We start from the raw sequence: 10860 nt of genomic DNA, 5'->3' as shown, positions 1-10860 counted from the left end.
GTCCCACGTCCGGCGGCCACGTCCCCGGTGGTTGCGGTGCTCTGAGCAGAACCCCAGTACGTTGAATGTCGAGAGAAGTGAGTTCCCAAGTGGTGTACGCGATTGTCCGCGCTGGCGGCCGCCAGGAAAAGGTCTCCGTGGGAGACCTCGTTACCCTCGACCGCGTCGCCGGTGAGGCCGGCAGCACCATCGAGCTGCCCGTCCTGATGCTGGTGGACGGCGAGAAGGTCCAGGCGGACCCGAAGGCCCTCGCCTCCGCGAAGGTCACCGCCGAGAAGGTCGAGGACCTGCGCGGCCCGAAGATCGTCATCCAGAAGTACAAGAACAAGACGGGCTACAAGAAGCGCCAGGGCTTCCGCGCCGAGCTGACCCAGGTCAAGGTCACCGCGATCGACGCCTGATCGGCTCCGCTCACCCACCCGTCACCCCTACGAAGGCAGGCAGTAATGGCACACAAAAAAGGTGCAAGCTCCACCCGCAACGGCCGCGACTCCAACCCCCAGTACCTGGGCGTGAAGCGCTTCGGCGGCCAGTCCGTCAACGCCGGCGAGATCATCGTCCGCCAGCGCGGCACCCACTTCCACCCCGGTGAGAACGTCGGGCGCGGCGGGGACGACACCCTGTTCGCCCTGGCCGCCGGCCAGGTCGAGTTCGGTCGTCGCCGCGGCCGCAAGGTCGTCAACATCCTCGCCGCCGCGGAGTAGTTCTCCCCGCGAGGAGCACGGCTCGCACCGGGGGCCGCAACCAGCCGGTGACCATGCAGAAGAGGGCCTGCCTTCCCCTGACGGGAGAGCGGGCCCTCTTCTCGTCCATCACCTCCGCGGCCGATAGGATCGAAGGGCCCGCCGGAGTCCGGCGCCGCACCCCGCGGCGCCCCTCCCATCCGCTGACCGAAGGGGTTTTGCACGTGGCCGATTTCGTGGACCGGGTGGTCCTGCACGCCCGCGGAGGCGCCGGCGGCAACGGCTGCGTGTCCGTGCGCCGCGAGAAGTTCAAGCCCCTGGGCGGCCCCGACGGCGGCAACGGCGGCAACGGGGGAGACGTGATCCTGCGGGTGGACGGGCAGTCCACCACGCTGCTGGAATACCACCACTCGCCGCACCAGACCGCGCCCAAGGGCGACATCGGCCGCGGCGGGCTCTCCCACGGCACCCACGGGGCGGACCTGGTCCTGTCCGTGCCGCAGGGAACGGTCGTGAAGACCCGGGACGGGAAGGTGCTGGCGGACCTGGTGCGGATGGGCGATGAGTTCGTCGCCGCCCACGGCGGGCAGGGCGGGGCCGGCAACGCGGCCCTGGCCTCCCCGAAGCGCAAGGCCCCCGGCTTCGCCCTGCTGGGCATCGACGGCGAGGAGCGGGACCTCGTCCTGGAGCTGAAGTCCATCGCCGATGTCGCCCTGGTCGGGTACCCCTCGGCCGGCAAGTCCTCGCTGATCGCGGCGATGTCCGCGGCGCGCCCGAAGATCGCGGACTACCCGTTCACGACCCTGGTGCCCAACCTCGGGGTCGTGCAGGCCGGGGACACCCGCTTCACCGTGGCCGATGTGCCCGGGCTGATCGAGGGCGCCTCCGAGGGTCGGGGGCTGGGCCACCAGTTCCTGCGCCACGTGGAGCGCTGTGCGGCGATCGTGCACGTCATCGACTGCGCGACCCTGGAGCCGCGCCGGGACCCGATCTCGGACTTCGAGGTCATCGAGAAGGAGCTGGCCGGCTATTCCGTGGATCCCACGGCCGGCACCGCCACGCCCCTGGTGCAGCGCCCGCACCTGGTGGTCCTGAACAAGGTGGACGTCCCGGAGGCCAGAGAGCTGGCGGAGCTCGTGCGCCCCGAGCTGGAGGCCCGCGGGCTGCGGGTCTTCGAGGTTTCCACCGCCTCCCACGAGGGGTTGCGCGCCCTGGGCTTCGCGATGGCCGAGCTGGTGGCCGAGGCCCGGGCCGCGCAGGAGGATCAGGAGCAGGAGACGCAGGAGGCCCCGGCCGTGCTGCGCCCGCGGGCCGTGTCCCGCCGCCGCGGCGGGCGCGGGGAGTTCAGCATCCGCCGGGAGGAGCGCAACCTGGAGCCGCTGTTCCGGGTGCTCGGGGAGAAGCCCGAGCGGTGGATCAAGCAGACCGACTTCGCCAACGACGAGGCCGTGGGCTTCCTCGCGGACCGCCTGGCCAAGCTCGGCGTCGAGGACGAGCTGTTCGCCCAGGGCGCGACCCCCGGGGACGCCGTGGTGATCGGGGAGGAGGCCGACGCCGTGGTCTTCGACTGGGAGCCGACGATGGTCGGCGGCGCGGAGCTGCTGTCCAGCCCGCGCGGCACCGACTCCAGGCTCGAGGAGATCATCCGCCCCACCCGCGCCGAGAAGCGGGAGGACTACCAGCAGCGCAAGGACGCGAAGGCCGCCGCGCGCGAGGAGCTGGAGGCCGAGCGCCTGGCCGGCAAGTGGACGGAGTCCGTGGACGCCGCCCGCGACCGGCGCGCCCGCCGTCGCGCCGAGGGCACCGACTGACCCCCGGCGACGACCCCACCGGGGCCGCTTCGACACCGTCCGTCTGATACCGACCCGCGATCGCCGCCCACGCAGAAGAGGAGAACCCATGCTCACCCCGTCCGCGTCCCTGTCCCGCGCCGAGATCCAGCGTTCGGCCGAGTCCCGGGGGAAGAACAGGATCAGCCCCATCGAGCGGCGGGAGGATCTGCCCAAGGCCAAGCGCATCGTCGTGAAGGTCGGCTCCTCCTCCCTGACCTCGATCGCCCACTCCCTGGACGAGCTGGCCGTCGCGACGATCGCGGACGTGCTGGCGAAGACCCACGGGCGCGGGGTGGAGGTCGTGTTCGTCTCCTCCGGGGCGATCGCGGCCGGGCTGGCCCCGCTGGGGCTGACCAAGCGGCCCAAGGACCTGGCCACCCAGCAGGCGGCGGCCGCCGTCGGGCAGTCCCTGATCATGACCCGCTACACCGAGATCTTCTCCCGCTACGACGTCACGATCTCCCAGGTGCTGGTCACCGCGGAGGACCTGATGCACCGCAGCCGCTACCACAACGTCCACCGTCAGCTGGAGAGGCTGCTGGACCTGAACGTGCTGCCCATCGTCAACGAGAACGACGCCGTGGCCACCCACGAGATCAAGTTCGGGGACAACGACCGGATCGCCGCACTCGTCGCACACACGATCAAGGCGGACGCGCTACTGCTGCTGTCCGACGTGGATGCGCTGTACACCAAGCACCCGGCCGAGGGCGGGGAGCGGATCAGCACCGTGACGGACCCGGAGCGGGACCTGGAGGGCGTGGAGATCGGCACGATCGGACGCGCGGGGGTCGGCTCCGGGGGCATGGTCACCAAGGTGGAGGCCGCGAAGATCGCCTCCTCCTCCGGCATCCCCGCGCTGGTCACCTCCGCCGCCAACGCCGCCGCGGCCCTGGACGGGGCGGATGTGGGCACGTGGTTCCAGCCCACGGGTGGGCGCCGCTCGATCCGGCTGGTGTGGCTGTCCCAGCTGGCCAAGACCAAGGGCGCGGTGACCGTCGACGCCGGGGCGGAGCGGGCCGTGCGCCGGCGCACCTCCCTGCTGGCCGCCGGGATCACCGGGGTGGAGGGCATCTTCCGCCCGGGCGAGCCCATCGCGATCAAGGACCCGCAGGGGCGCACCTTCGCCCACGGGCTGGCCGCCTACTCCAGCCAGGACATCGAGCGGATCGCGGGGCTGGCCAGCGCGGCCGCGGAGGAGGAGCTGGGCGACGGGTTCGACGGCGTCGTCGTGCACGTGGACAACCTGGCCGTGCTGCGCCGCCGCTGAATCCGCCGCGCACCTTCGTTATCATCGGGTCCATGACCGACACCGATCGCAGCACTCCGTCCGTTCCGACCGTGCCCCGTGAGGTGCAGGAGGCCGTCGAGGCCATGGCCGATGACGCCCGCGCCGCCTCCCGGGTGCTGGCCACCGCGCACCGCTCCCACAAGGACACCGCCCTGCGCCGGATGGCCGAGGGGATCGACGCCGGGCGATCCGTGATCCTGGAGGCCAACGCCCGGGACCTGGCCCGCGGACGCGAGAAGGGCATGGCGGAGAACCTGCTGGACCGGCTCGCCCTGGATGATGCGCGCATCGACGCGCTGATCACGGCTCTGCACGAGCTGGCCGGGCAGACCGACCCGGTCGGGCAGATCATCGACGGGCAGACCCTGCCCAACGGGCTGCGGGTCTCCCGGATCCGGGTGCCGATGGGCGTGGTCGGCGCGATCTACGAGGCCCGCCCCAACGTCACCGTGGACATCGCGGGGCTGGCCGTGAAATCCGGCAACGCCGCGATGCTGCGCGGCGGCTCGGCCGCCCAGGAGACCAACACCGCCCTGGTCGGGATCCTGCGCGACGCCCTGGATGCCGCCGGGTTCCCGATGGATGCCGTGCAGTCCGTGGACGAGTACGGCCGAGACGGGGCCACCGCCCTGATGCTGGCCCGCGGCCGCGTGGACGTGCTGGTCCCGCGCGGCGGGCGCGGGCTGATCCAGTCCGTCGTGGCGAACGCCCGGGTGCCGGTGATCGAGACCGGGGAGGGCAACGTGCACATCTACCTGGGCGCCTCGGCCCCGGAGCAGATGGCCGTGGACCTGGTGGTGGACTCCAAGACCGACAAGCCCTCGGCCTGCAACTCCGCGGAGACCCTGCTGATCCAGGAGGGCGCCCCGGCCGCCGAGGCCGTGCTGCGCGGGCTGCTGGAGGCCGGGGTGCGCCTGCACGCCGACGAGGCCGCGGCCCGGCTGGCCGGCGGGCTCTCGGAGCAGGTGCTGGCAGCGCAGGACGGGGACTGGGCGGATGAGTCCCTGGCCCTGGAGATGTCCGTGCGGGTGGTCCCGGACATGGAGGAGGCGCTGCGCCACATCCAGCGGCACTCCACCGGGCACACCGAGCTGATCATCACCAATGACCTCGCCGAGGCCGACGAGTTCGTCTCCCGGGTGGATGCCGCCACGGTCATGGTCAACTCCTCCACCCGCTTCACCGACGGCGGCCAGCTGGGGCTGGGCGCCGAGGTGGGGATCTCCACGCAGAAGCTGCACGCCCGCGGGCCCATGGGCATGACGGAGCTGACCACGAGCAAGTGGGTCGTGCGGGGTCAGGGGCAGACCAGGGGCTAGACTGGCCTTCAGCATCCATCGCACACCGAACGCCGCGGCCGCGCCGGCCGCCGGAGAGGAGCAAGCGCCCATGAGCATCGCAGTCCTGGCCTCCACCGTGGCCGAGGAGCACGTGGTCAACGAGCTGCCCTTGGCGCCGCACTGGTTCGCCATCCTGTTCATGGTCGGCTTCATCGCGCTGGCCCTGATCTGCCACTCCTACAGCGGCCGCGGCGTCGTGCGCCCGGATTCCGCGCCGTCCGAGCTCAGCGAGGTTGAGCGGGAGTCCGTCGAGAAGTACGACGCCGAGTACCACCGGCACTGAGTCATGATCGACGGCGTCCCGCCCGCGCGGGGCGCCGTCGCGGGCAGGAGCGCATGAACCCCCAGCTGGAGACCTCCGGGCACACCACCCTGACCGTCCCGCCGCGCCGCCCCCGGCGGACCCGGCTGGGCGTGATGGGCGGGACCTTCGACCCGATCCACCACGGGCACCTGGTCGCGGCCAGCGAGGTCGCGGCGGTCTTCGACCTCGACGAGGTGGTCTTCGTGCCCACCGGCACGCCGTGGCAGAAGGCCGACCAGCGGGTGACCGAGGCGGAGCACCGGTACCTGATGACCGTGATCGCCACGGCGTCGAACCCCCGGTTCACGGTCTCCCGGGTGGACATCGACCGGCCCGGCCCCACCTACACCGTGGACACGCTGCGGGACCTGCACCAGCTGCGCCCGAACGCGGACCTGTTCTTCATCACCGGGGCGGATGCGATGGCGCAGATCCTGTCCTGGAAGGACGCCGCCCAGATGTGGGACCTGGCGTACTTCGTCGGGGTCACCCGACCCGGCCACGAGCTGGCCCCCCCGGAGCGTGCGGCCGGGGTGGGTCTGCTGGAGGTGCCGGCGATGGCGATCTCCTCGACCGACGTCCGGCGCCGCTCCGCGGACGGCAAGCCCGTATGGTACCTGGTCCCGGACGGCGTGGTGCAGTACATCAACAAGTACGAGCTCTACCACCGCGAGGACGTCACGGTGCCCGAGCGGGCCGGGCAGGGCCCCGATGAGCTGCCGGGATGCCGGGCGGATCCGGCGGCCCGGCCGGTAGAATCGCAGCCGAACGACGCCGTCCCCGCACGGGCGGGGAGAACCGGAGCCCCCGAGGCCCCGGAGGGCAGCATCTCGTCAAGGAGTCAGCACTGAACGCGCAGCGCACCACCACGGACATCACCGCGGACCCGCAGAAGACGTTCGTGGCCGAGGACGGCCTGCAGGTCCCGCCCGCCCCGGAGGATCTGGGACCCCGGAGGCTGCGACGCTACCGCGAGCAGTACCTGGACCGCCTGCGCGGCAACGCCCCGGACCCCGAGACCCAGGGTGTTCCGGTGGTGCCGGTCATGGAGCCGGATGATCGGCTGCTGGAGTTCCAGCGGCGGTTCCAGGCGATCAGCGAGCAGGGCGAGTTCGTCCGGCTCAGCGCGGATGAGGAGTTCGCGGCGATCGTCGGGGACCGCACCGCCACCACCTACCGGGACCGGGCCCTGCTGGAGGACGTGCAGCGCCAGATCCTCGGGGCCGGCCCGGGGATGGTCTCCGGCGGGATCGTCTCGGTGAATCCGGCGCACCTGTCGGGGCTGGGCAACACCGACTTCGCCGGCACCGTCTACGACGAGCGCCTGCTGGGCCCGCAGACCATGGGGATCCCGGTGATCACCGGGAGCACCCCGAGAGTGCAGGGTTCCCATGCGGGGGCCGGGGCGCCGGCGTCGGCGGATGCCGACGACGCCGTGGCCGCCTCGGAACCGCAGACCGACCCGTCCGAACCGGTCGGCCTGAATCCGGAGGAGGCGGGCGCCCCGGAGGAGATCTCGCCGGGGGAGACCTCCCCGGCGGAGGCCGCCCAGGATGAGACCGCGGAGGGCGCCGCGCAGCCCGAGGATGCCCGCCCCGTTCGGGCGGTGGATGCCCACGGACTGGACCTGTCCGGGCTGGATGCGAAGGCCCCGGGCGGCACCGGCCGGGCCTGGCTGATCACCCTGATCCTGCTGGTGCTGGTGGCCGCCGTCGTGCTCGGCGTAATCTTCCTGATCCCGTAACCCCGGTGCTCACCGCGACCGACCCGGCCCGCACCCACTGAACCGTCAGCGGACGGCCACCCGCCGCCGTCCCCACCGAAAGGACCTCCCATGACCGCAGCACCCGAGTCCGTGCAGGCCCTGCGCATCGCCGCGCGGGCCGCCGCCGACAAGCACGCCACCCAGCTCAACGCCTACGACGTCTCCGAGGCGATGGGCCTGATCGACGGCTTCCTGCTCGCCTCGGCTGCCAACGAGCGGCTGGTGGACGCGATCGTGGACGAGGTGGAGGATCAGCTGCGCGAGCAGGCCGGGATCAAGCCGGTGCGCCGGGAGGGCAAGGCCGAGGGCCGCTGGGTGCTCCTGGACTTCGGGGACATCGTGGTGCACGTGCAGCACGAGCAGGAACGGGTCTTCTACGCCCTCGACCGGCTGTGGAGCGACGCCCCGCGGATCCCCCTGGGCGTGGAGGAGGAGCTGGCCGATCCCGAGCAGATGCCCGACAGCCCCGAACTGGCCCAGGATCCGGCTTCCTGAGCCGCGACGCCGGGCCCGCGGTGCGGGGTCCGCGGCATGGGGCGGCGCGGGTGTGACAGATCACCCTTCGCGGATTTGGCGCGGGGGAGACGGTCTGAGTACAGTAGATGAGTCGCCGCGAGGTGACACGGGATCGTGAGAGTGATCTTGGGGCTGTGGCGCAGCTGGTAGCGCATCTGCATGGCATGCAGAGGGTCAGGGGTTCGAGTCCCCTCAGCTCCACCAGTGAGGACGAGGGCCCTGCCGGAGGAATCCGGTGGGGCCCTCGTCGTGTGTCCGGGCGTCCTCGGCGTTCACCGCCGAAACCGCACCGATGTGCCGAGACCGCACAGACGCGCCGAGACCGCACCCGACGGGTACGGTCTCGGCAGTTTTGTGCGGTTTCGGCGACCGCGTGCGGTCTCGGCGCCGGACGATGGCGGCGCCCCGACCCGCGTCAGGCGTCGACGGCGGCGCGGCGCGGGTCGATCTGGTCCTCGGCCCCGGGCACCGGCTGCGCCGGGTCCGCACCGAGGGCGACCACCCGGTTCTCCCCGTCCACGTGCACCACCTGCGGCTCGTGCTCGGTCAGCTCCCGGGCATCGACCATCACGTAGGACATGATGATGACCAGATCCCCGGGATGCACCAGGTGTGCGGCCGCCCCGTTGATGCCGATCACCCCGGAGCCGGCGGGTCCCGCGATCGCGTAGGTCTGCAGGCGGGAGCCGTTGGTCACGTCCACCACCTGCACCTGCTCACCCTCCACGATCCCGGAGGCCTGCAGCAGGTCGGCGTCGATGGTGATGGATCCGACGTAGTGCAGATCCGCCTGCGTGACGGTGGCGCGGTGGATCTTCGCGCCCAGCACGGTGCGCAGCATGGTTCCTCCTGGAGAAGTGTGTGGGTACGGGGGCAGGAGACGGTCGGCGTTCGGCACGACGTCGCCCCCGGCGATGGCGCCCTCCCGAAGAAGCCGGGGCGGGGCGCGCCCGAATACTCTACTCCCCGCGGCCCAGGCTCAGGAGCCGGTCTCCAGCAGCAGCACCCCACCCACGATCAGGGCGATGCCCGCGGCCATCACTGCGTCCAGCGGCTCCTTGAACGCCACGCGGCTGACCACCGCGGTCAGGGCCACGCCGAGGGCCGCCCAGATCCCGTAGGCCATGCCCAGGGGCATACCCAGGTGCAGGGTCGCGCTCAGTGCGGTGAACGCCGCGATGTAGAGCAGGGCGGTGAGCGCGTACCAGGCCCGGCCCCGATCCACGGCCAGGCGCAGGCTCGAGGTGCCCGCGACCTCGCACACCACCGCCAGGATGAGCACGGTCCACGCCACCTACCTCACCCTCCCGTCCCGAGCGTCCCCGGCCGGGCCGACGTCGGCCCGCCCGACGTCGACCGAGCGCAGGGCCCGGCGGCGCACCCGCTGGGAGCCCAGCTCCACGCACAGCACACCGGCGATCACCAGCACGAGTCCCAGACCCATCCGCGGGGAGAGGGCCTCGCCGAAGATCGCCGCGGACGCCAGGGCCGTGAGCGCGACGCCGCCGGCGCCCCACAATCCGTAGGCCACGCCCAGCGCCATGCCGGCCCACAGCAGCAGCCCCAGCAGCACGAAGGCCAGCGTGTATCCCGCGACCGTCCAGGCGTACAGCCACGGAGCGCTCATCGCGGCCTTCAGGCTCAGCGAGGCCGAGACCTCCGCGAGGATCGCGGCGACCAGCAGCAGCGCGCGCTTCATCCGGGGCCCTCCTCTCGTGGGTCAGTTGGTGAAGACCATGTACAGGTTCAGGGTGGTCGCGTACGCGATCCACAGCAGGTACGGCACCAGCAGCCAGGCCGCAAGCCTCTGGACTGGCCGGAACGCGGCGAAGGTGCCCAGGGCGCAGGCCAGCAGCAGGAGGATGTCCAGGGCGGCCAGGATCAGCCCGGTGGTGCCCCAGTGGGTGTAGCCGTTGAAGAACAGCGGGGTCCAGAGGCTGTTGAGCACCAGCTGGACGACGTACAGGGTCAGGGCACGGCGTCGTCCGGGGCGCCCGTGCTCGCGCCACACCAGCCATGCGGCCACCCCGATGATCACGTACAGCACGGTCCACACCGGGCCGAATACGGAGTTCGGGGGAGTCCAGGGGGCTTTGTCGGCGTCGGCGTACCAGCCGTCCACGGCGGAGGCGCTGGCCAGGGAGCCGACCATGCCGACGGCCAGCGGGATGATGATCATCAGCGCCAGCACGATGACGGACGTGGCCTTCGCGGGCTGCTGTGCGGGGGTCTCGTGGTTCATGTCTTCCAGCATGTCAGAGGCGGGTCGCGCCGCAGGACGCGGAGGCGGCCCGTCGACGTCGCCCGGTCCCGGAGGGCGGACGCGGAGGGTAGACGCGGCGCGGATCTCCCGGAGGCTCGGCCGGCGCGCACCACCCTGGATCCGCCGAGTTGGACAGGCGGCCCGCAGCTGGTACAGTCTTCATCCGTTGGGGCTGTGGCGCAGCTGGTAGCGCATCTGCATGGCATGCAGAGGGTCAGGGGTTCGAGTCCCCTCAGCTCCACGATCGAAGATCCCGGATCATCCGCACGGATGGCCCGGGATCTTCTGCGTTGTACGGGGTCTACCGTGGGGGCATGAGCCAGCCGCAATCCTCCGATCCCGTCCTGTACCGCACCCGCGTGACCAACCGGGGCGGCATCCAGGGCACCGTCACCGCGGACGACGGCCTCAGCCTGCGCACCGGGCCGCCTGAGCGGACCTCGTCCGGCGCCAATCCCGAGCAGCTGCTGGGCATGGCCTGGTCCACCTGTCTCGCCGCGACCCTTGAAGCCGTCCTCTCTGATCAGGGACTCGATCCCGCGCAGCATCGGCCCGAGGTCTGCGTCGAGGTCGAGCTGCACCGGAATCCCGACGGCTCCTACCGCTTCGAACCCACCGCCGTCGTGGCCATTCCCGGGCTGCCCAATCAGGAGGTGCGGGAGCTGACCGCGCGGGCCCACCAGCGATGCCCGGTCTCCCGGCTGCTCACCGCCCAGGACGCGGTGCGGGTACCCGCGGTGGAGTCGGGTACCTGAGGGGCCCCGATCGCCAGGGGATCGACGGCGCGTGGGCAGCCTCTCCTCCGCGCGCACCCCTGCTGAGACCGTACAGATCGGCCGAGACCGTACAGACGTGCCGAGACCGGA

14 protein-coding genes and 2 tRNA genes are annotated in these 10860 nt (G+C 71.8%); 12 read left to right on the top strand and 4 right to left on the bottom strand.

What is annotated here, in order from left to right; translation table 11 throughout:
- Positions 1–89 precede the first annotated feature (89 nt).
- The 10 genes from rplU to NQ707_RS02145 all read left to right on the top strand — a co-directional run bounded on the left by rplU (position 90) and on the right by NQ707_RS02145 (position 7935).
- Positions 90–401, top strand: a complete 312-nt coding sequence (gene rplU, locus NQ707_RS02190; protein ID WP_058730711.1) for a 50S ribosomal protein L21 — start codon at positions 90–92, stop codon at positions 399–401.
- Between the two features lie 45 nt (positions 402–446).
- Positions 447–704, top strand: coding sequence for a 50S ribosomal protein L27 (gene rpmA, locus NQ707_RS02185; protein WP_058730710.1), 258 nt, complete (start codon positions 447–449; stop codon positions 702–704).
- A gap of 203 nt (positions 705–907) precedes the next feature.
- Positions 908–2494 carry a GTPase ObgE gene (gene obgE / locus NQ707_RS02180; protein ID WP_064725472.1) on the top strand — a complete coding sequence of 529 codons (1587 nt, stop codon included), beginning with the start codon at positions 908–910 and terminating at the stop codon, positions 2492–2494.
- 88 nt (positions 2495–2582) lie between these two features.
- On the top strand, positions 2583–3785 hold the full coding sequence (proB, locus tag NQ707_RS02175; protein WP_058730708.1) for a glutamate 5-kinase: 1203 nt from the start codon (positions 2583–2585) through the stop codon (positions 3783–3785).
- 32 nt (positions 3786–3817) lie between these two features.
- The gene (locus tag NQ707_RS02170) at positions 3818–5125 is read left to right on the top strand and encodes a glutamate-5-semialdehyde dehydrogenase (protein WP_058730707.1); all 1308 of its coding nucleotides are present in this window, start codon (positions 3818–3820) and stop codon (positions 5123–5125) included.
- 70 nt (positions 5126–5195) lie between these two features.
- Positions 5196–5429, top strand: a complete 234-nt coding sequence (locus NQ707_RS02165) for a hypothetical protein (RefSeq protein WP_058730706.1) — start codon at positions 5196–5198, stop codon at positions 5427–5429.
- A gap of 53 nt (positions 5430–5482) precedes the next feature.
- The gene (gene nadD, locus NQ707_RS02160) at positions 5483–6301 is read left to right on the top strand and encodes a nicotinate-nucleotide adenylyltransferase (protein ID WP_081275514.1); all 819 of its coding nucleotides are present in this window, start codon (positions 5483–5485) and stop codon (positions 6299–6301) included.
- Positions 6302–6351: 50 nt separating this feature from the next.
- Positions 6352–7194 carry a hypothetical protein gene (locus NQ707_RS02155; protein ID WP_404434522.1) on the top strand — a complete coding sequence of 281 codons (843 nt, stop codon included), beginning with the start codon at positions 6352–6354 and terminating at the stop codon, positions 7192–7194.
- A 90-nt stretch (positions 7195–7284) separates the two neighbouring features.
- Positions 7285–7710, top strand: coding sequence for a ribosome silencing factor (gene rsfS, locus NQ707_RS02150; protein WP_058730704.1), 426 nt, complete (start codon positions 7285–7287; stop codon positions 7708–7710).
- A 149-nt stretch (positions 7711–7859) separates the two neighbouring features.
- Positions 7860–7935, top strand: a tRNA-Ala gene (locus NQ707_RS02145).
- Positions 7936–8146: 211 nt separating this feature from the next.
- Here the strand turns inward: NQ707_RS02145 and panD are convergent.
- The 4 genes from panD to NQ707_RS02125 form a co-directional block, all read right to left on the bottom strand.
- A complete protein-coding gene (gene panD / locus NQ707_RS02140; protein ID WP_058730703.1) occupies positions 8147–8572 on the bottom strand; it encodes an aspartate 1-decarboxylase in 426 nt (141 codons plus the stop codon).
- Positions 8573–8710: 138 nt separating this feature from the next.
- Positions 8711–9025, bottom strand: a complete 315-nt coding sequence (locus NQ707_RS02135) for a multidrug efflux SMR transporter (protein WP_061225657.1) — start codon at positions 9023–9025, stop codon at positions 8711–8713.
- Positions 9026–9430: a multidrug efflux SMR transporter gene (locus tag NQ707_RS02130; RefSeq protein WP_061225656.1), complete on the bottom strand. Its 405-nt coding sequence runs from the start codon at positions 9428–9430 to the stop codon at positions 9026–9028. It abuts the gene before it with no gap.
- A 21-nt stretch (positions 9431–9451) separates the two neighbouring features.
- A complete protein-coding gene (locus tag NQ707_RS02125) occupies positions 9452–9973 on the bottom strand; it encodes a TspO/MBR family protein (RefSeq protein ID WP_224799518.1) in 522 nt (173 codons plus the stop codon).
- Between the two features lie 189 nt (positions 9974–10162).
- Here NQ707_RS02125 and NQ707_RS02120 point away from each other — a divergent pair.
- Both NQ707_RS02120 and NQ707_RS02115 read left to right on the top strand, forming a co-directional pair.
- A tRNA-Ala gene (locus NQ707_RS02120) sits at positions 10163–10235 on the top strand.
- 73 nt (positions 10236–10308) lie between these two features.
- Positions 10309–10749 carry an OsmC family protein gene (locus NQ707_RS02115; protein ID WP_058730952.1) on the top strand — a complete coding sequence of 147 codons (441 nt, stop codon included), beginning with the start codon at positions 10309–10311 and terminating at the stop codon, positions 10747–10749.
- Positions 10750–10860: the final 111 nt, after the last annotated feature.

This window comes from Rothia sp. BD8 (assembly GCF_044878465.1).
Lineage (GTDB): Bacteria > Actinomycetota > Actinomycetes > Actinomycetales > Micrococcaceae > Rothia > Rothia kristinae.
This window is presented reverse-complemented; position numbering and strand designations above follow the sequence as displayed.

Coding starts and splice junctions, on each gene's coding strand:
- panD (WP_058730703.1), bottom strand. CDS start 8,572: ATGCTGCGCACCGTGCTGGGCGCGAAGATCCACCGCGCCACCGTCACG.
- NQ707_RS02115 (WP_058730952.1), top strand. CDS start 10,309: ATGAGCCAGCCGCAATCCTCCGATCCCGTCCTGTACCGCACCCGCGTG.
- proB (WP_058730708.1), top strand. CDS start 2,583: ATGCTCACCCCGTCCGCGTCCCTGTCCCGCGCCGAGATCCAGCGTTCG.
- rsfS (WP_058730704.1), top strand. CDS start 7,285: ATGACCGCAGCACCCGAGTCCGTGCAGGCCCTGCGCATCGCCGCGCGG.
- rpmA (WP_058730710.1), top strand. CDS start 447: ATGGCACACAAAAAAGGTGCAAGCTCCACCCGCAACGGCCGCGACTCC.
- NQ707_RS02130 (WP_061225656.1), bottom strand. CDS start 9,430: ATGAAGCGCGCGCTGCTGCTGGTCGCCGCGATCCTCGCGGAGGTCTCG.
- NQ707_RS02165 (WP_058730706.1), top strand. CDS start 5,196: ATGAGCATCGCAGTCCTGGCCTCCACCGTGGCCGAGGAGCACGTGGTC.
- NQ707_RS02125 (WP_224799518.1), bottom strand. CDS start 9,973: ATGAACCACGAGACCCCCGCACAGCAGCCCGCGAAGGCCACGTCCGTC.
- nadD (WP_081275514.1), top strand. CDS start 5,483: ATGAACCCCCAGCTGGAGACCTCCGGGCACACCACCCTGACCGTCCCG.
- NQ707_RS02170 (WP_058730707.1), top strand. CDS start 3,818: ATGACCGACACCGATCGCAGCACTCCGTCCGTTCCGACCGTGCCCCGT.